Origin of the sequence: Anaerobutyricum soehngenii (assembly GCF_009697165.1) — a bacterium.
Taxonomy (GTDB): Bacteria; Bacillota; Clostridia; order Lachnospirales; family Lachnospiraceae; genus Anaerobutyricum; species Anaerobutyricum soehngenii.
In genome coordinates, this window is the sequence record NZ_VULP01000001.1 from 262,172 (window position 1) to 282,695 (window position 20,524).

20 protein-coding genes are annotated in these 20,524 nt (G+C 40.5%); all 20 read left to right on the forward strand.

The annotated features are described in order from the left end of the window. Positions 1-29 precede the first annotated feature (29 nt). The 20 genes from spoIVA to FYJ25_RS01245 all read left to right on the forward strand — a co-directional run bounded on the left by spoIVA (position 30) and on the right by FYJ25_RS01245 (position 20,521). A complete protein-coding gene (spoIVA, locus tag FYJ25_RS01150) occupies positions 30-1,499 on the forward strand; it encodes a stage IV sporulation protein A (protein WP_096239273.1) in 1,470 nt (489 codons plus the stop codon). 142 nt (positions 1,500-1,641) lie between these two features. Continuing rightward, on the forward strand, positions 1,642-2,442 hold the full coding sequence (locus FYJ25_RS01155; RefSeq protein ID WP_005349093.1) for a GTP pyrophosphokinase: 801 nt from the start codon (positions 1,642-1,644) through the stop codon (positions 2,440-2,442). Between the two features lie 45 nt (positions 2,443-2,487). Further along, positions 2,488-3,888 carry an RsmB/NOP family class I SAM-dependent RNA methyltransferase gene (locus tag FYJ25_RS01160; protein WP_154580326.1) on the forward strand — a complete coding sequence of 467 codons (1,401 nt, stop codon included), beginning with the start codon at positions 2,488-2,490 and terminating at the stop codon, positions 3,886-3,888. A gap of 74 nt (positions 3,889-3,962) precedes the next feature. Then, entirely contained in the window at positions 3,963-4,679 is a 717-nt protein-coding gene (locus FYJ25_RS01165; RefSeq protein ID WP_154580327.1) for a pseudouridine synthase, read from the forward strand. Between the two features lie 30 nt (positions 4,680-4,709). Further along, a complete protein-coding gene (locus FYJ25_RS01170; protein WP_154580328.1) occupies positions 4,710-6,740 on the forward strand; it encodes a YgiQ family radical SAM protein in 2,031 nt (676 codons plus the stop codon). A gap of 11 nt (positions 6,741-6,751) precedes the next feature. Next, on the forward strand, positions 6,752-7,513 hold the full coding sequence (locus FYJ25_RS01175) for an SDR family NAD(P)-dependent oxidoreductase (RefSeq protein ID WP_154580329.1): 762 nt from the start codon (positions 6,752-6,754) through the stop codon (positions 7,511-7,513). 5 nt (positions 7,514-7,518) lie between these two features. Continuing rightward, positions 7,519-8,664, forward strand: a complete 1,146-nt coding sequence (locus tag FYJ25_RS01180; RefSeq protein ID WP_154580330.1) for an RluA family pseudouridine synthase — start codon at positions 7,519-7,521, stop codon at positions 8,662-8,664. Then, a complete protein-coding gene (locus tag FYJ25_RS01185; RefSeq protein WP_021908022.1) occupies positions 8,664-9,203 on the forward strand; it encodes a Holliday junction resolvase RecU in 540 nt (179 codons plus the stop codon). Before FYJ25_RS01180 ends, FYJ25_RS01185 begins: the two co-directional genes overlap by 1 nt. Before the next feature lie 86 nt (positions 9,204-9,289). Next, positions 9,290-10,168, forward strand: coding sequence for a YicC/YloC family endoribonuclease (locus FYJ25_RS01190; RefSeq protein WP_330578214.1), 879 nt, complete (start codon positions 9,290-9,292; stop codon positions 10,166-10,168). Between the two features lie 11 nt (positions 10,169-10,179). After that, positions 10,180-10,449, forward strand: coding sequence for a DUF370 domain-containing protein (locus tag FYJ25_RS01195; protein WP_021908020.1), 270 nt, complete (start codon positions 10,180-10,182; stop codon positions 10,447-10,449). Beyond that, positions 10,439-11,086, forward strand: coding sequence for a guanylate kinase (gene gmk / locus FYJ25_RS01200; protein WP_021908019.1), 648 nt, complete (start codon positions 10,439-10,441; stop codon positions 11,084-11,086). The genes FYJ25_RS01195 and gmk overlap by 11 nt, the downstream gene beginning before the upstream one ends. Positions 11,087-11,111: 25 nt before the next feature. Beyond that, entirely contained in the window at positions 11,112-11,429 is a 318-nt protein-coding gene (gene rpoZ / locus FYJ25_RS01205; protein WP_021908018.1) for a DNA-directed RNA polymerase subunit omega, read from the forward strand. Further along, positions 11,419-12,030: a VanZ family protein gene (locus FYJ25_RS01210; protein WP_154580331.1), complete on the forward strand. Its 612-nt coding sequence runs from the start codon at positions 11,419-11,421 to the stop codon at positions 12,028-12,030. Before rpoZ ends, FYJ25_RS01210 begins: the two co-directional genes overlap by 11 nt. 128 nt (positions 12,031-12,158) lie before the next feature. Next, positions 12,159-13,619: a UDP-N-acetylmuramoyl-L-alanyl-D-glutamate--2,6-diaminopimelate ligase gene (locus FYJ25_RS01215; RefSeq protein ID WP_154580353.1), complete on the forward strand. Its 1,461-nt coding sequence runs from the start codon at positions 12,159-12,161 to the stop codon at positions 13,617-13,619. A gap of 15 nt (positions 13,620-13,634) precedes the next feature. Then, positions 13,635-15,887: a replication restart helicase PriA gene (gene priA / locus FYJ25_RS01220; protein ID WP_154580332.1), complete on the forward strand. Its 2,253-nt coding sequence runs from the start codon at positions 13,635-13,637 to the stop codon at positions 15,885-15,887. Between the two features lie 68 nt (positions 15,888-15,955). Beyond that, positions 15,956-16,432 carry a peptide deformylase gene (def, locus tag FYJ25_RS01225; protein ID WP_154580333.1) on the forward strand — a complete coding sequence of 159 codons (477 nt, stop codon included), beginning with the start codon at positions 15,956-15,958 and terminating at the stop codon, positions 16,430-16,432. Next, complete coding sequence (gene fmt, locus FYJ25_RS01230) at positions 16,423-17,370, forward strand: methionyl-tRNA formyltransferase (protein WP_154580334.1); 948 nt, start codon at positions 16,423-16,425, stop codon at positions 17,368-17,370. The genes def and fmt overlap by 10 nt, the downstream gene beginning before the upstream one ends. A 29-nt stretch (positions 17,371-17,399) precedes the next feature. Beyond that, entirely contained in the window at positions 17,400-18,755 is a 1,356-nt protein-coding gene (gene rsmB / locus FYJ25_RS01235) for a 16S rRNA (cytosine(967)-C(5))-methyltransferase RsmB (RefSeq protein WP_205677370.1), read from the forward strand. Next, positions 18,756-19,793, forward strand: coding sequence for a dual-specificity RNA methyltransferase RlmN (gene rlmN / locus FYJ25_RS01240; RefSeq protein WP_154580335.1), 1,038 nt, complete (start codon positions 18,756-18,758; stop codon positions 19,791-19,793). It abuts the gene before it with no gap. Then, a complete protein-coding gene (locus tag FYJ25_RS01245; RefSeq protein ID WP_021908010.1) occupies positions 19,790-20,521 on the forward strand; it encodes a Stp1/IreP family PP2C-type Ser/Thr phosphatase in 732 nt (243 codons plus the stop codon). The genes rlmN and FYJ25_RS01245 overlap by 4 nt, the downstream gene beginning before the upstream one ends. The last annotated feature ends 3 nt before the right edge of the window (positions 20,522-20,524 follow it).

The window sequence follows — 20,524 nt, forward strand, 5'->3', positions numbered from 1 at the left end:
TACTGGAATAGTATTGGGGAGGGATTTTCATGGAAAAACAAAATATATATCAGGATATTTCTGCCAGAACAGGCGGAGAGATTTACCTTGGTGTGGTTGGACCGGTCCGAAGCGGCAAATCAACTTTTATTAAGCGATTTATGGAACTGCTCGTACTTCCTGCAATAAAAGATGAAAATGAACGAAAAAGAACGATGGATGAGCTTCCACAAAGTGGGACCGGAAAGATTGTTATGACAACGGAACCAAAATTCATTCCAAAAGAAGCAGCGGAACTGCCGATGGAAGATATGAAAATAAAAATCCGTTTGATTGATTGTGTGGGATTTATGATTCCCGGAGCCGGAGGAAATCTGGAGAACGGACAGGAACGCCTTGTAAAAACCCCTTGGTTTGATTATGAAGTTCCATTTACAAAAGCAGCAGAATACGGTACGAGAAAAGTAATCAGAGATCATTCAACAATAGGAATTCTTGTAACGGCGGATGGTTCCTTTGGGGAGATTCCGAGAGATTCCTATGTAGAAGCAGAGAAAAAGACAGTAGCAGAATTAAATGAGATCGGTAAACCGTTTTTAGTGCTTGTAAATAGTGAGCGGCCGTATTCAAAAGCAACGCAGGCATTGACAGAAAAGCTTGCCAAAGAATACGGCACAAGTGTTATGGCAGTGAATTGTGATCAGCTCAGACAGGAAGATATTTTAGAAATACTGAAAAATGTATTGCTGGAGTTTCCGTTATCGTCTGTGGGATTTTATTTGCCGAAATGGGTAGAAACATTAAGAGATGACCATTGGATGAAGAAGTCTATTCTTGATCTTGTGAAAGAATTTATGGCAGATAAGGGGAAGATGAAAGATCTTTATCAGAAAGTTTTTCCATCGAACGATTACATAGAGTCTGGTAAAATAGAAAAAATCCATATGGATACCGGAACAGTCGATGTTAAAATACAGATTAGAGATTCTTATTATTATGATATTTTATCTGATTTGACAGGACTTCCGATAAAAAGTGAATATCATTTGATCCGTCTGATGAAGGAATTATCGGGAAAGAAGAAGGAATTTGAAGAAGTATCGCAGGCACTAAAAGATGCAAGAGAACGAGGATACGGTGTTATGAAACCTGTTCTTTCAGAAATTACACTTTCTGAGCCAGAAGTTGTGAAACATGGAAACAAATACGGGGTTAAAATCCGGGCAGAAGCACCGTCAATTCATCTGATCCGGGCAAATCTTACAACTGAAGTAGCACCGATTGTTGGAACACAGCTTCAGGCAGAAGATCTGATTACGTATATAAAAGAGCAGGCCGGTGAGGAACCTGACGAAATCTGGAATGTAAATATTTTTGGAAAAACATTAGAACAATTAGTGGATGACGGTATATCCGGAAAAGTCACAAAAATCAATGATGACAGCCAGGAAAAACTGCAAAATGCCATGGAAAAAATCGTAAATGAAAGCAGTGGCGGATTAATCTGTATTATTATATAATAATAGGGTCAAAATACTTTTGACCCTGACATCATCATAGATATTCAAGTCGAGCCGCCGCGAGCCTGAAAAGGTGGAATAAAGCATACATTTTACTTGCATAAAATGGAAAAATATGGTATAATAATTTGGGGGTGATCACATGGAGATACAGCTTTGGAGAGAACTGCTTGACCCATACCAGCTGGCAGTCGATGAACTGACTGTTAAGTTTCATCATATTATAGAAGAACATCGTAATCAGGGCTTATATTCACCGATAGAGTCTGTCGATGGACGAGTGAAGAGTATTGTCAGTATTTTAGATAAGATGCAGCGTAAGAATGTATCGATGAATGATATTGAGAAGAAGATAGAAGACCTGGCAGGAATTCGTATTATCTGTCAGTTCGTGGAGGATATAGACCGGGTTGTGAATCTTATAAAGAATCGCACAGATATGAAGGTGAAGTGTGAGAAAGATTATGTAAGTCATATGAAGACCAGTGGATATCGTAGTTACCATATGATTATTTTATATACAGTGAATACGATTCATGGTCCAAAGGAGCTGAGTGCAGAGATTCAGATCCGGACGATGGCGATGAACTTTTGGGCAACGATCGAGCATTCTTTGCAGTATAAGTATAAGGAGAATATTCCGGAATATATTCAGCAGAAGCTTTTAGATGCATCAGAGGCGATCATTGAGGTAGATCATGAGATGTCTGATGTAAGAGATGAGATTATGGATGCGCAGAATTCTCACAGAAAGAAAGAGACATTAGTTAAGGATATTTTGAATAATATTCAGAATTTATATAAGGTTGCTAATCAGAGAGAAGTAACCAAGATTCAGGATGAGTTTTATAAAGTATATGTGCTTGATGATATGTTGCAACTAAAGCATTTTGCAAGACAGCTTGATATCATTTCAGAAGGATATCGTGCACAGAGCTTGTAAAGAGGTTTGGTGTATACATTATGGATTCAGTACAGGAGGAAGTGGATGAATTTACCAAAGGATTATCAAAGTAAGATGCAGGAGATGCTTGGAGAGGAGTATTTACAGTATCTAGATAGTTTTAATCATAGTTATGGACAGACGCTTCGGGTGAATCAGTTAAAGATGGAACCGGCGGATTTTATCCGCCGGTTCCTTTTAAGCGGACAGGTTTCCTGGTGTAATACAGGATTTTATTATGAGGGAGAACAAAAATTATCCGCACACCCGTATTATTATGCAGGAGTCTATTATTTGCAGGAGCCGAGTGCGATGGCACCAGCAGCGTTTTTACCAGTAGAACCGGGAGACAGGGTGCTTGATCTTTGTGCGGCACCGGGGGGAAAGTCTACGGCACTTGCGGCAAAGCTTCAGGGAGAAGGAATTTTGCTATCGAATGATATCAGTGCTTCCCGGTGTAAGCCGCTCCTTAAAAATATGGAGATGGCAGGCGTTTCGAATGCGGTGATAACCTGTGAATCACCGGAAAAGCTTGCAGACCGGTTCTTCGGATACTTTGACAAAGTGCTTGTGGATGCCCCATGTTCCGGAGAAGGAATGTTTCGACGGGAACCATCGATGGTAAAGAGCTGGTCACTTGAAGAAGTGGACCGGTATGCAGAATTACAAAGAGAGATTCTTTCTCATGCAGCGCAGATGGTAAAACCAGGAGGATATCTGTTGTATTCGACTTGCACTTTTGCCAGGGAAGAGGATGAACAAACCGTAGAGTATTTTTTAGAACAGAATGCTGATTTTTCTCTGCAGGAGCTTCCAATCTGTGATGGTATTGAAGAAGGCAGGCCAGAATGGACGGTAAGCGGAAGAGAAGATGTAAAGAACTGCCGGCGATTTTTACCGTATAAAGTAAGAGGAGAAGGGCATTTTGCAGCATTATTTAAGAAGCGTGAAAAAGCCGATTGTTTAGACGAGGTTTTTGAAAAGGCAGATAGAAAGCAGATAGTAAAGGAACAGGCGATATCGAAAGAAAAGATTCCGGATGCGATGGAAGAATTTATGCGTGATATTCCGGAATGGAAGCAGTGGAAGAAGCGGTTATTTTTTATAAAAGAAAGAGCGTTTCTCCTGCCAGAACATTGTCCGGACCTTAGAGGGTTACGTATCGTGCGTTCCGGACTCTATCTTGGAGATTGTCTAAAGAAGCGTTTTGAACCAAGTCAGGCATTGGCAATGGCATTACATCCATCTGGATATAAAAGAAGTATTTCATTCCCGGCGGAAGATATTCGTATGGAAAAGTATCTTCGTGGCGAGACAGTGGATATGGATGATATCGAACTTTCTGGTTGGACACTTTTTTGTGTAGATGAGTTTCCACTTGGATGGGGAAAGTGTAACAGAGGAAGATTGAAGAATAAATATAATCCGGGCTGGCGTAAATTATAAATACAGAAGAACAGTTATATATAAGCAGAGATAAAGTACTCCGCCAGAGACTATAACAGGAAAGGAATAAGAATATGCCGGAAAATGCAAAGAAAGTCAGACTGGATAAGTTTTTGACACAGGCTGCGGAGCTTACCAGAAGCGAGGCAAAGCAAAAGATTAAAAAGGGCAGTGTGACAGTTAACGAAGAACTTATTAAGAAACCGGAAGTAAAGATCTCTTTGCAGGATCGTGTATGCATTGATGGAGAAGAGGTCCTATATGAACAGTACCGTTATATTATGCTGCATAAACCAGCAGGAGTGATCAGTGCCACAGAGGATGCCGGAGACAGAACGGTTCTTGACCTGATAGCAGAAGGAAAGAAGGGACTTTTTCCGGTTGGAAGGTTGGATAAAGATACAGAGGGACTGTTACTGCTTACGAATGATGGTGTGCTGGCACATAATCTTTTGTCACCAAAAAAGCATATAGATAAAACATATTTTGCAATTCTTGATGGTCCGGTGGGAACAAAGGAACAGGAACTATTTTTACAGGGGCTTGATATCGGAGATGAGAAGCTGGCACTTCCGGCGAAGTTAGAATTGACAGAGAATGAGAATGAGGTTTTTATTACTGTACAGGAAGGACGTTTTCATCAGGTCAAGAGAATGGCGCAGGCAGTAGGAAGGAATGTCACGTACTTAAAAAGGATTTCTATGGGAAACCTGGTTCTTGATCCGAACCTGAAAAAAGGGGAATACAGATCACTGACCGAGAAAGAACTTACCAGTTTAAAGAAAAAATAAACGGAAAGATAAACGGAAAGGAATTACTTTATGGCAAAAGAAAACGGCTTTTTGCCCATCAATAAAAAAGAAATGAGAGAACGAGGCTGGAAGCAGGCAGATTTTGTTTATGTTTGTGGAGATGCTTATGTAGATCATCCTTCGTTTGGAGCAGCAATCATTACGAGGCTTTTAGAAGATGCAGGATATAAGGTCGCATTTATCGCACAGCCGGATTGGAACGATGAGAACAGTATTGCGGTTTGTGGAGAACCAAGACTGGCATTTATCGTGTCAGCAGGCAATATGGATTCCATGGTGAATCATTATACTTCGTTTAAAAAGAGAAGGCATCAGGATGCATATACACCGGGAGGCGGTTTTTCCGGAAGACCGAACCGACCAACCATTGTATACAGTAATCTGATTCGAAAGACGTATAAAAAGACACCGATTTTGCTGGGAGGAATTGAAGCGTCCTTAAGAAGAATGGCGCATTACGATTATTGGAGTGATAAGGTAAAGCGTTCTGTTTTATTGGATTCTGGTGCAGATCTGCTTATGTACGGAATGGGAGAACATTCGATTCTTGAAATAGCGGAGGCGTTGGATTCAGGAATAGACGTGCATGATATTACTTATGTCAGAGGAACCGTTTTTAAATGTAAAGACTTGGGAGAACTTTCCTGCGAATATGAACTGCTGCCATCTTATGAGGAAATCACAGAATCAAAAGAAACATTTGCCAGAAGTTATTATCAGCAATATATTAATACAGATGCGATTACTGCAAAGACATTAGTAGAACCTTACAAGAAAAAAGAATATCTTGTGCAGAATCCGCCGTCATTGCCTCTTACGGTAGAGGAGATGGATCATGTATACGAACTGCCGTATATGAGAAAGTGGCATCCTTCGTATGATAAGCTTGGCGGGGTTCCCGCATTGAAGGAGATTAAGTTTTCTCTTACAAGTAACAGAGGCTGCTTTGGAGGCTGCAGTTTTTGTGCATTAACTTTCCATCAGGGAAGAAGAATTCAGATAAGAAGCCAGGAATCTATTTTAAAAGAAGCAGAGATTTTGATTAAAGATCCGGAATTTAAAGGTTATATTCATGATGTAGGAGGACCAACGGCAGATTTTCGTCATACAGCTTGTGAAAAACAGTTGAAATATGGAGTCTGTACGAATAAACAATGTCTGTTTCCAAAGCCATGTGCGAACATGAACGCAGATCATGGAGACTATATTACACTTCTTCGTCGTTTGCGGGCACTGCCAGGAGTAAAGAAGGTATTTATTCGTTCAGGAATCCGTTTTGATTATGTGCTGGCAGATAAAAAGGATCATTTTTTAGAAGAACTTTGTAAATATCATGTCAGCGGGCAGCTAAAAGTTGCTCCGGAGCATATTTGTGACAGTGTTTTACGACTTATGGGCAAGCCTTCAAATCACGTGTATGAGCAGTTCGCAAAAGAATATCGAAATATGAATAAAAAGCTGGGAAAGAAGCAGTATATGGTTCCGTATTTAATGTCTTCCCATCCGGGATCTCATTTAAAAGAAGCGATTGCTTTAGCAGAATATATTCGTGATCTTGGATATATGCCGGAACAGGTACAGGATTTTTATCCGACACCGGGAACAATTTCTACATGTATGTATTATACAGGTTTCGATCCACGAACGATGGAGAAAGTCTATGTTCCGGTAAGTTTAAAAGAAAAACAGATGCAGAGGGCATTAATTCAGTATCGGAATCCGGAAAATTATGATATTGTAAAAGCAGCATTGATTCAAGGCGGCAGAGAAGATCTGATCGGCTTTGATGAACACTGTCTGATTCCACCAAGAAAGATGGGAAAGAACTATCATCCGGCACAGAAACATTCTGTGGAGAAAAAGAATGCAATTAAGACAGACAAATTTAAAACAGACAGGTTTAAAACAGAAAAACCTAAAATAGAAAGAGCTAAAGCAGACAGATTTAAAACAGATAGAGTTTCTGGGAAGGAAGAAGGCAGAGGAAAGGCAAAGAAGAAGACGATCCGTAACGTTCATAAAAAGAAGAAACGTGGATAGGAGGTTACCAGATGAATATAGGAATCATTACCGGTGCTTCATCGGGAATGGGGAAAGAGTTTGTGAAACTGACGATGCAAAATCACCTGGAATTAGATGAGATATGGGTGATTGCCAGAAGAAAGGAACGTCTGGAAGCCTGGTCAGATCTTTATAAAGAACAGAAGTTTCGTATTCTTCCCCTTGATCTTCAAAAGAAAGAAGATATGGATTATCTTGGAAAGACATTGGAAGAAGTACAACCACATATCGAATTATTTATTCACTGCGCGGGATTTGGTATTATGGGAAGGATTCAGGAGATTTCTATGGAAGAGCAGGCTGAGATGGTAGATGTGAACTGCCGAAGTGTTGTTGAAGTGTCCTCACTTGTGCTTCCTTATATGAAATACAGAGGAAGAATGATTTATATGGCATCAGCAGCAGCCTTTCTCCCTCAGCCGGGCTTTGCGGTATATGCGGCAAGTAAAGCATTTGTTTTAAGTTATGTGCGGGCTTTACGTGCAGAAAGCAGAGAAAAACAGCTTCGTGTGACGGCAGTATGTCCGGGAGCGGTAAAAACAGAATTTTTTAATCGTGCACTTACGAAAAAACATTTGCCAGCATATAAAAAGCTAGTCATGGCAGACCCGAAGAAAGTGGTAAAAAAGGCCTGGCAGGATAATGAGAAGAATAAAGAAGTTTCCGTATACGGAACAGTGATGAAGCTTACACATCTGGTAACAAAATTACTTCCACACAGTCTTTTTTTGCAATTTATTGGAAGGAAATAAAACAAATGAAAGAAATAACAATTACAAAAAGAGAAGAAGGACAGCGTTTTGACCGATTTCTTGGAAAGTATCTTCCGGGAGCTTCCTCCGGTTTTCTTCATAAGATGCTCAGAAAGAAGAATATTAAGCTTAATGGGAAAAAGGCAGAAGGACGGGAGAAACTCAGTGCCGGAGATTTGATTCAGATTTTCTTTTCAGATGAGACATTTGAGAAGTTTCAAAAACCGCAGGAAGGTGGAAAACAGGACACATTTACAGACGGCAAGAGCATAGTACAGAGGACGCAGGGAAAACAGCTAGAAAGAACAAAACAAAAGAAAAGACTGACAAAAGAAGAGATGAATCTTCGAGAACAGGTAAAAGTTCTCTATTCTTCCGAAGATACTCTTGTATTTCACAAACCGGCAGGAATGCTTTCACAAAGAGCCAAAGCAGATGATGATTCTTTAAATGATTATCTGATCGATTATTGTGTAAAGAATGGAATTATTTCACGAGAGGAGCTGTCAGCCTTTCGTCCGTCTGTTGCAAATCGTCTTGACCGGAATACAAGCGGGATTGTTCTTGCAGGAATTTCAATTAGGGGACTTCAGAACTTATCTACCATGTTAAGAGAGCGTACTCTTGGAAAGTATTACCTTTGCCTTGTAGAGGGAAGAGTAAAAGAAGATGCTCGTATCTCAGGTTATCTGACAAAGGAAGAAAAGAATAATAAAGTATCACTTCATAAAGAAAAGGTAGAAGGAGCATCGTATATCGAGACAGAGTATACGGTTCTTAAAAGTACGGAAAAGGCGAGTCTTTTAAAAATTCGTCTTATTACAGGAAAGAGTCATCAGATTAGAGGACATCTAGCTTCTACGGGACATCCGGTGTTTGGTGATTACAAATATGGTAATAGAGAGTTTAATAACCAGATTAAATGGAAAGAAGGAATTAACTATCAGCTTTTGCACAGTTATGAATTGATCGTGCCGGAAGGAACAGGAGAACTTTCAGGATTACACATTATTGATCCAGTGCCGGAAGCTTTTCATCAAGTTCAGAAAAATTGGAATTTAGAATTTTCAGGACTTTCTTATACAAAAACTTCCCACCAAACTGCTTCTCGTTTGGATAAGAGAAAAAATGACAGAGAGGGACGGAAGTAATGGCAACCTGGAATTCAAGAGGACTTCGGGGTTCCGTCTTAGAGGAACTGATTAATTATGCAAATCAAAAGTACAAAGACAAAGACCTGGCTCTTATTCAGAAGATTCCTACCCCCATTACACCAGTTCGTTTTGATAAAGAATCCAGACATATCACGCTTGCCTATTTTGAAAAGAAAAGTACAGTGGATTATATTGGGGCAGTGCAGGGAATTCCTGTTTGCTTTGATGCAAAGGAATGTGCTGCCGATACGTTTTCTTTACAGAATTTACATCCTCACCAGGTAGAGTTTATGAAAAATTTTGAAAAACAAAATGGAATCAGTTTTTTGTTAATCTACTATACACATCGGCAAAAATGTTATTATCTGAGATTCTCAGAAATGATGAAGTATTGGGAGCGAATGGAACAGGGAGGCCCTAAAAATTTTAAATATGAAGAATTATCTCCAGCTTTTTTTGTGCCGGCAGCCGGTGGGATTGCATTACATTACCTTGTGGCAATGCAGGAAGATTTAAAAGAAAGAAGTATTCGGTAGATTGACGAACCTTCATTTTTCATATATAATAAGACTTTGTAAAATTTTGAGGATTATAATGTTTTTAGATATGAGGTGAGAGAAAAGTGATTAAGAGCATGACAGGATTCGGACGCGGGGAGAGTGTGTCAGAGGACTGTAAGGTAACTGTGGAAATTAAAGCGGTGAACCATAGATATTGCGATCTGAATATGAAGCTTCCAAGAAAGCTTAATTATTTAGAAGTGGATATCCGGAACTTTTTAAAACAATCTATTCAGCGTGGTAAAGTAGATGTTTTTATAAATTACGAAGATTTATCGGCAAAAGATGTGAATGTCCGCCTGAATGAAGAGTTGGGCAGGGAGTATTATGCCGCACTGACAAGATTAGGCGAAACGCTTGGGATTTCAAGCGAAGTGACCGCATTACAGATTGGAAGATTTGCTGATGTACTTACGTTAGAAGATGTGCCTGTGAATCAGGATTCGATCAAAGAACAGATCATGGAAGTTTTAAAAGAAGCTACGAATCACTTTTCTGCCAGCAGAGAAAAAGAAGGCGAGAATCTCAGAAGCGATATTCTTATAAAGCTTGATGAAATGAAAGAGAATGTTACCTTTATCGAAGAAAGGTATCCGGCGATTGTCAGTGAATACCGTAAAAAGCTGGAAGATAAAGTTGCAGAACTTCTAGAAGACTCTAATATAGATGAGAGCCGTATTGCAGCAGAAGTTGTTATCTATTCAGATAAGATCTGTGTAGATGAAGAGACTGTCCGCTTAAAGAGCCATATTGATGGAATGCGTGATGAACTCTTAAAGGGCGGTAATGTCGGACGTAAGCTCGACTTTATTGCACAGGAGATGAACCGAGAGGCGAACACCATTTTATCAAAGGCGAATGATATCGAAGTGTCAGATCATGCAATTGATTTAAAAACAGAGATTGAAAAAATTCGTGAACAGGTGCAGAATATAGAGTAGACGGAGAGAGAATGGCAGATTTTATTAATGTAGGTTTTGGAAATATGGTGAATGGAGATAAGATTATTTCCATGGTCAGTACAGATGCCGCGCCAGTCAAAAGAATGATACAGAATGCAAGAGACGAAGGAAAGGCAGTTGATGCCACCTGTGGACGGCGTACAAGGACAGTGCTTGTTATGGAAAGTGACCATCTTATTTTATCTGCCCTTACGACAGATACGTTATCTTCCAGATGCCATAATAAACGCAGTGATGAGGATGAGGAAAATGAAAGATAAGGGAACATTAGTTGTAATTTCCGGATTTTCCGGTGCAGGCAAAGGAACAGTATCCAAAGCTCTCGTTGAAAAGTTTGGATACAGTCTTTCGGTTTCGGCAACAACCCGTCAGCCGAGAGAAGGAGAACAGGACGGAAGAGAATACTACTTTAAATCAGAAGATGATTTCTTACGTTTGATCGATTATAATGGATTTATTGAATACGCACAGTATGTAGATCATTATTACGGAACTCCAAGAAAGTTTGTAGAAGACGAGCTTGAAGCAGGACATGTTGTGATCCTTGAGATTGAAGTACAGGGTGCGATGAAGATAAAGGAGCAGTATCCGGATGCAATTCTTTTATTTATTACAGCACCATCAATCGAAGTACTTAAGAACCGTCTGATCGGACGAGGTACGGAGACAGCAGAAGTCGTAGAGAAGAGAATGCGAAGAGCAGCGGAAGAAGCAGAAAGTATTGAACAGTATGAGTTTATCGTCAGCAACGAAGAAGGTAAGCTTGAAGATTGTATGAATACGATTCATTCTATTATTGAAAGCGAGTCCTGTCGTATTACAAAGAGACAGGAATTTGTGGCAAGCCTTCGAGAGGGCTTGGAAGAATATAAAGAAAACATCGATAAAGACAAATAAGACAAAGAGAAAGGAGACTTATTTTATGTTACACCCATCTTATACAGAGTTAATGGAAAAGATTAATAAAGAAGGCGAACAGGGAGAAGAACCGGTTATCAACAGCCGTTATTCTATTGTTATTGCAACTTCTAAAAGAGCAAGAGAGATTATTGCAGGTGATGAACCTTTAGTAAGTGGAATGGAAGGAGAGAAACCTTTATCCATTGCTGTTAAGGAATTATATGATTCTAAACTTAAGATTCTTCCGGGAGATGATGTTGTTGAAGATGAAGAGAATCTTTCTAACGAAGAGTTTGAAGAATTAGGAGAAGTTGATCCGGCATTTACAAATGTGGAGTAGTAAGAAAAAGGCAGACACCAGTATCCAGGGTCTGCCTTTTTATATCAAAAAAGATACGTTTTTAAAAGCAGATGGCAAGTGGAAAGCAGCCTATATTTTATCAGCATTCCTGGTAATTGCTATGTTATGCATGATTTTTTGTTTTTCAGCAGCAGATGCCACGCATTCCTCGCATTTAAGTGAAGGAGTATGCATTCGGCTTGTTCGTGAAGTCAGTTCCGTTTTCCCGGAACAGTTTCCAAAAGAGAGGATGCTTAAAATCGCAGCGATCATAGAGTTACCGATTCGGAAATGTGCACATTTTTCAGAATATGCAGTGTTGAGTATTACCATCAATTTATATTTATGGGTTTGCTTTCGCATGGAACGATTGCTAGAAGAAAAGAAATGGAAGATCTTTTTAAGAGCAGAAGTTTTTTGTGCCTTGTATGCCTGCAGTGATGAATTTCATCAGTATTTTGTGCCGGGAAGAAGTTGCCGTTTTTTTGATGTCTGTGTGGACAGTACAGGTGCATTTTTCGGAGCATTGTTATTCTGGGGAATGTATTCTTGTTTGAGCAAACGAAAAAGACAGGAAATTTTTAGAGTGGATGGATGTTGACGCTTTTTTATAAAACAGCTACAATAAAAATACGTATGAAATAATGGATGATAGAATCGATGTATGTCGATTTAAAGATAAAAGAAAGAAGAAAAGCGGATTTTCCGGATTTGAAGGGAGCGTTTGAAATGAAGTGCAGTCAGTTATTAGAACATATAGAGTATACATGTTTACAGGGAAGCACAGATGTAAAGGTCAGTGCGGTAGTGAATGATTCAAGAAAGATAGAAGAAGGCTGTCTTTTCTTGTGTATTAAGGGAGCTTCTTTTGATGGACATACGTTTGCAGCAGAGGCAGTCAAAAAGGGAGCAGCAGTTTTAGTTGTAGAAGACGCAGTAGAAGTACCGGAAAACGTAACAGTGATCAAAGTAGATAACACTCGTTATGCTATGGCATTGATTTCAGCAGCATGGTTTGGTTATCCGGCGAATGAACTTACAACAATCGCTGTTACCGGAACGAAGGGAAAGACGACAACAACCTATATGGTAAAGGCGTTATTAGAAGAAGCCGGACATAAAGTTGGTGTCATCGGAACGATTGAGGTTGTTATTGGAGAGAAACATATCCCTGTCAATAATACGACACCGGAATCTTATGATATTCACAGCTATTTCAGACAGATGGCAGAAGAGGACTGTGATGTAGTTGTTATGGAAGCATCTTCACAGGGCTTTAAGTTAGACAGAACTGCCGGAATTTTGTTTGATTACGGCTTATTTACGAACCTTTCTCCAGATCATATCGGACCGAATGAACATAAGGATTTTGCGGAATATCTTTCTTGCAAGGCAAAGCTGTTTCAACAGTGTAAATATGGATATGCGAATCTTGATGATGAGCATTTTGCAGAGATTACGAAGAATGCCACTTGCCAGATCGAGACATTTGGCTTGAATGAAAAGGCAGATTTAGTGGCATATGATGTAGCACTTACGAGAGACAGAGATTTCTTAGGTGTGGATTTTGATTTAAAGGGAACATATGAAGGCAGAATTTCTTGCGGGGTACCGGGAACATTTAATGTGCATAATGCATTAGGAGCAATCTGCATTGCCGGACATATGGGTGTAACAGTAGAACAGATGAATAAAGCGCTTCGTCATTTCAGTGTGAAGGGAAGAGTACAGATTGTACCTACAGGATATGATTATACATTGATTATCGATTATGCACATAATGCAGTAGCGTTAGAGAGTATTTTGAATACATTAAGAGCATATGATCCTCCAAGACTGATCAGTTTATTTGGATGTGGCGGAAACCGTTCCAAACTTCGCCGTTATGAGATGGGAGAAGTATCCGGCAAGCTTGCAGATTTTACGATTATCACATCGGATAATCCAAGATTTGAGGAGCCACAGGCAATTATCGATGATATTTTAACAGGAATGAAAAAGACAGACGGGGAATATATTTCTATTATTGACCGCCGGGAAGCGATTTCCTATGCGATGCATCACGCACAGCCGGGCGATATCGTAGTTCTTGCCGGAAAAGGTCATGAAACATATCAGGAGATTAAAGGCAAGAAGTATCATATGAGCGAAGAAGAAATCGTTCAGGATGTTCTTGACGGTAAATATTAAAGCAAGGGAAATAGTATGGGAGACAGTAATATAAGATATGCTGACATAATTATAGACATTTCCCATGAGGCACTCGATAAGGTATTCCAGTACAGAGTGCCTCTTTCCTTATGGGAAGAAGTGCGGCCAGGCAGTCGGGTTTTCGTTCCGTTTGGAAGAGGAAACCGGGAAACGGAAGGATATGTCATTGCGATTTGCCAAGAGGCAGACTATGAGGAAAGTAAGATTAAGGAAATTCTCCGGGTAAATACAGAGGGGATTTCTGTAGAGTCTGAATTGATCCAGGTTGCGTCTTTTTTAAAAGAAAAGTATGGCTCGACAATGATACAGGCACTTAGGACAGTGTTGCCGGTAAAGACAAAAATGAAACCGAAAGAAGAAGTTTTTATCACACTTTCCATAGAAAAAGATACGGCGCAGCAATTACTTTGTGAATGGGAACGTAAGCATTTTGCAGCCAGAGCAAGATTTTTATCAACACTGCTCAAAAAAGAAAGAATGCGAAAAGAAGAAGCGGTGAAGACATGTAATTTTCCTTTGAAAGAGCTTAGAAAGCTTTCAGAACAGGGGATTATAAAGTTAGAGTCAAGGATTAAGTATAGAAACCCATTTCCGGAACTTGTAACAAGAAAGCAGGGCTGGCCTTTAAATGATGAGCAAAGAGCAATCGTAGATAATTTTATAGAAGAATACAGGAAGGGAGAGCGAAGAACCTATCTGCTATACGGTATTACAGGAAGTGGTAAGACGGAGGTCTATCTTTCTTTGATTAATGAAGTTCTTGCGGCAGGCAGACAGGTTATTGTGCTGATTCCGGAAATCTCGCTTACTTATCAGACAGTACGACGTTTTTATGAGCGCTTTGGAGAACGAATTGCTGTCATTAATTCCAGAATGTCAAAGGGAGAGAAGTCAGATGCCTGTGAGAGAATCCGGGCAGGTGAGGCAGATGTTATCATTGGGGCACGTTCGGCTCTGTTTGCTCCAACAGAACGGCTGGGGCTGATCGTGATAGATGAGGAACATGATGGAGCCTACAAAAGTGATACTTCCCCAAAGTATCATGCAAGGGAAACCGCTATTTATCGGGCTAAGCTTTGTGGAGCCAGTGTTGTTCTGGGTTCTGCTACTCCCTCTGTAGAGGCATATGCACATGCATTAAACGGAGAATATCAGTTATGGACCTTAAAAAAGCGAGCCGGGAATGCCATCTTACCGAAGACACAGATTGTTGATCTTAGAGAAGAGTTTAAAAAGGGCAACCGTTCGATTTTTAGCGAGGAACTTCATAAAAAGATAACGGAATGTCTGGAAAGAAAAGAACAGATTATGCTGTTTTTAAATCGACGGGGTTTTGCAGGTTTTGTTTCCTGCCGGGCCTGTGGTCAGGTGATCAAGTGTCCGCATTGTGATGTTACACTGACCTATCATCGGAATGGAAAGCTACGTTGTCATTATTGTGGGCATGAAGAAGTGTTCACAAAACAGTGTCCGATTTGTAAAAGTCCACATGTGGCGGCATTTGGCCTTGGAACAGAAAAGGTAGAAGCGGCGCTTCATCAGGAATTCCCAGCTGCCAGAGTACTTCGAATGGATATGGATACGACAAAAAGAAAGCATGCCCACGAAGAGATGCTTGCTGCTTTTGCAGCTGGGAAAGCAGATATTCTTCTGGGAACCCAGATGATCGTAAAAGGGCATGATTATGCCAATGTCACTTTAGTAGGAATCCTTGCAGCGGATCTGTCTCTTCACGAGCAGGATTTTCGAAGCGGTGAGAAAACATTCCAGCTTTTATGTCAGGCAGCCGGGAGAGCCGGAAGAGGAGAGAAGGCAGGCAATGTTATTATCCAGACATACTCTCCGGAACATTATGCGATTGTTGCTGCAGCCAGACATTCTTATGAGAATTTCTTTAAGGAAGAATATACATACCGGAAATTAATGGCTTATCCGCCATGCGCACATATGTTAGTCATCCTAATACAATCCGGTGATGAATCGCAGTCGATTATCGCAATGCTCCGTATTGAAAAGATAATAGAGCAAAGTCAGTCAGGAGAGAGTAATCCGATACAGATTTTAAATCCCGGACAGGCGAGTCTTTCAAAACTTAAAGATGTATATAGACAGGTTCTTTACTTAAAACATAAAGAAGAAGAAAGATTATTGGATTTAAAGAGACGGTTAGAGCCAGTTTTAGAGAAGCATCCGATGTTTGCGGGAATATCCATACAGTTTGATTTTGACCCGCTCTCACATTACTAATTCACTTTACGACAGGCGCTTACGATGTTATAATCGAGAGTGCATTAAAAACACGAGGAGGAAAAGAAATGGCAATTCGTAAAATTCGCTTTATTGGCGATCCATGTTTAAATAAAGTATGTAAACCGGTACAGAAGATCACCCCTTCAATCGAGACACTGATCGAGGATATGTTCGATACAATGTATGAGGCAAGAGGGGTTGGTTTAGCAGCACCACAGATAGGAATTTTAAGAAGAATCTGCGTCATTGATGTTATGGATGGTGATCCGATTATTTTAATTAATCCGGAGATTATTGAAACATCCGGAGAACAGACCGATGAAGAAGGATGCTTAAGTATCCCAGGAAAGTGTGCCAGTGTGACACGAGCAGATTATGTTAAGGTTAAGTCACTTGATATGGATCTGAATCCTGTAATTATTGAAGGAGAGGGACTTCGTGCAAGAGCTCTTTTACATGAGATGGATCATCTTGACGGTATTCTTTATGGAGAGAGAGCTAATGAGCCGTATCACGATGTGGAGGAAGAAGAATGCGAGTAGTATTTATGGGAACACCGGATTTTGCGGTTCCTACATTAGAAGCTCTTATAGAGAAGCATGAAGTTGTCGGTGTCGTGACACAGCCGGATAAGAGAAAAGGCCGCGGTAAAGCGATGGCATTTTCACCGGTGAAGGAGAAGGCATTAGAACATGAGATTCCGGTTTATCAGCCGGTAAAGGTAAGAGAAGAAGCATTTGTTCAGGTCCTTCGTGAACTAGATCCAGAGGTGATTGTTGTTGCTGCCTTTGGACAGATTCTTCCGGAAAGCATTTTAAATATGCCGAAGTATGGATGTATTAATGTACATGCTTCCTTACTTCCAAAGTATCGTGGCGCAGCACCGATTCAGTGGTCCGTTATTGACGGAGAAAAGGAAACCGGTGTTACGATCATGTATATGGAAAAGGGCTTAGATACCGGAGATATGATAGAACACGTTGTTGTACCGATTGATGCGAAAGAAACCGGAGAATCTCTTCATGATAAGCTTGCAGTGGCAGGAGGTCCGCTGTTACTAGATGTTCTTGCAAAGTTAGAGAATGGAACAGCCGTACGGACTCCGCAGAATGATGCAGATAGCTGCTATGCAAAAATGCTTACAAAGGATTTAGGTAAGATTGACTGGAATAAAGATGCGGCAGCGATTGAACGTCTGATCAGAGGCTTGAATTCCTGGCCAAGTGCGTATACCGCATTTCATGATAAGACACTTAAGATCTGGGATGCTGATGTGGAAGAAGAAAGCAGTGATGCACAGCCAGGAACCGTTGTAAAAGTTACACCGGATGCCCTTTATGTGCAGACAGGAAAGAACCTGCTTAAACTGAACGAAGTACAGATTCAGGGCAAGAAGAGAATGCCGGTAAAGGCATTTTTACTTGGACATAAAGTAGAAATCGGAACTTTGCTTGGACAAGATAATGAAAACAACCGTTAACAGGTCAGAGAAAAAGAAAGGAAAAGCAGATGGAGAAGCGGACAGACATGAGAGCGGAAGCTCTCGATACGCTGATTGATATTGAAAGAAATAAAAAGCTTTCTCATATTGCAATCGGAGAGACACTGATGCGCCACCAGTTTGAAAAAAAGTCTGACAGGGCTTTTTATACCAGACTTTGTGAGGGAGTAACAGAGAGAAAGATTTATCTAGATTATATCCTTGATACGTATTCAAAAACGCCAATGAAAAAGTGTAAGCCGCTCATACGCTCTCTTCTGCGAATGGGAGCATACCAGATCTTGTTTATGGATGTAAGAGATGCGGCTGCCTGTTCGGAGGCAGTATCTCTTGCAAAAAAAAGAGGATTTGGAAGACTCAGTGGTTTTGTAAACGGAGTTTTACGAACCATCGTAAGAGAGAAAGACCGTCTGCCTGTTCCTGACAAAAAAGAATTTGATAAGTATCTGAGCATCACATATTCTGTACCGGAATGGCTTAGTCGTCTCATGATCGACCAGTATGATGCTCAAACTGCGGAGACGATGTTTGCTTCTTTTTTAGAGGCAAGACCATTGACAATCCGTACCAATCTTTCTGTGATCACACCAGAGGCATTAGAAGAAGAACTGAAAAAAGAAGGGGTCAGTGTGGAAAGAGGAACCTACCTTCCTTATGCCCTTACGATTTCTCATTTGAATTATCTTGGGAAGCTTGCAGCTTTCCGTCAGGGAAAGTTTGCGGTACAAGATGAGAGTTCACAGCTTGCTGTAGAAGTCGCGGATATCAACGAAGGCGATTTTGTTCTTGATGTCTGTGCGGCACCAGGTGGGAAGACATTCCATGCGGCAGACCGGCTTCATGGAACCGGAAAGGTTCTTTCGAGAGATTTAACAGAATATAAGACAGATCTGATCGAGGAGAATAAAGACCGGATGTGTTATGAGAATGTAGAAGTACAGCAATGGGATGCACTTGTAGAAGATGAAAGTCTTTTAGAAAGTGTTGATGTTCTTCTTGCAGATCTTCCCTGTAGTGGACTGGGCATTATGGGAAGGAAGAATGATATCAAATATCAGATGACACAGCAGCAGCTTTCCGAGCTTGCACAGCTGCAAAGAAATATACTTTCCATTATCTGGAAGTATGTAAAACCAGGCGGAGAGATGATATTCTCTACCTGTACACTGAACCGGGGAGAGAATGTAGAGAATATCCGCTGGATAGAAGAGAATACACCAATGCGTCTGGTATCGATAGAAGACTATCTGCCAGAGAACCTTAAAGGCAGAACAGGAAGTCAGGGATATTTACAGCTGATACCGGGTAAGGATAGCTGTGATGGCTTCTTCATTTCAAAATTTGAAAGACCGGAGGCGAGATAGATGGATTTAAAATCCATGACAATGGAAGAACTGACAGATTGTATAGTAGAACTTGGAGAGAAGAAGTTTCGGGCAAAGCAGATTTATGGATGGCTGCATCAGAAGCTGGTAAGAAGTCCGGAGGAGATGAGCAATGTTCCGGCAAAGTGTCTGGAGAAGCTTTTAAAAGAACATCCTTTTTATGGAGTAGAAGAAGTAGAACATTATGTATCAAAGATAGATGGTACACAGAAGTTTTTATTTTCTCTGCATGATGGAAATATGGTAGAGAGTGTATTGATGAAGTATAAACATGGAAACTCCGTTTGTATTTCTTCACAGGCAGGCTGCCGTATGGGCTGCCGTTTCTGTGCATCTACGTTACTTGGATTGTCAAGAAACTTATATCCATCCGAAATGCTCGATCAGATCTATGCGATTCAGAAAGCTACAGGGGAGAGAGTATCGCATCTTGTAGTAATGGGAACTGGAGAACCATTTGATAATTTTGAATCATTATGCCGTATGATCGAACTGCTCTGTTCACCGGAAGGATTGAATATCAGTCATAGAAATATTACAGTATCCACCTGCGGAATCGTACCAAAGATTTATGAATTTGCAGATAGAAATCCGCAGGTTACCCTGGCGATTTCTTTACATTCGCCAAATGATACGATGCGAAAAGAACTGATGCCGATTGCAAATAAATATTCTATGGATGAACTGATGAAGGCTGCGAAGTATTATACGAAGACAACCGGCCGGAGAATTACATTTGAATACAGCCTTGTAAAAGGAGTTAACGATAAAAAGGAACATGCCGAAGAACTTATTTCAAGAGTGAAAGGCATGAACTGCCACATTAATCTTATTCCGGTAAATCCAATCAAAGAAAGAGATTTTGAACAATCTACACAGAATAATGTAACGGCATTTAAACATATACTGGAACGACAGCATATTCAGGTGACGGTCCGCAGGGAGATGGGAAGAGATATTCAAGCTGCGTGCGGACAGTTAAGGAAAAGCTATAAAGAAAGGAGTGGGAATGAATGAAATCTTTCGGCATGACGGACATTGGAAGAAAGCGAAAAGTAAATCAGGACTATCTGTTTTTTTCTGATGAGCCGATTGGCTGTTTCCCCAATCTCTACATTGTAGCAGACGGAATGGGTGGACATAAGGCTGGCGATAAGGCATCCTCTTATGCGGTAAACCGCTTTGTAGAGCTGGCGAAGAAAGAGAAGAAAGAACTTCCCTTCCTCGTTATGGAACGACTTTTAAATGAAGTAAATGAAGCAGTATACGAACTGTCCTGTAAAGAAGAACAGTATGCAGGAATGGGTACAACATTTGTAGCAGCGACAGTAGTAGATAAAACAGCATATATTATGAATGTGGGGGATAGCCGGCTATATTATTTTGATGGCAAGATCCGTCAGGTAACAATGGACCATTCTCTCGTGGAAGAACTGGTTCGAGCTGGCGAGATTGACCGGTCAGAAAGCCGGAATCATCCACAGAAAAATATTATAACAAAGGCAGTAGGTGTGGCAGAAGATATTCAGCCGGATTTCTTCATTGTTGACATGGAAGAAGGAAGTTCGCTTTTATTATGTTCTGACGGATTAACAAATATGGTAGACGATGAAAAACTAGAAGAGATTTTATCAGAGGATTGTACAGAAGAAGAATATGCAGGCAAATGCATAGAAGAAGCTTTGTTTTATGGTGGCCTTGATAATATTGCGGTTGTCATCGCCCGGAATAGAAGTGGGAGGTGAAGA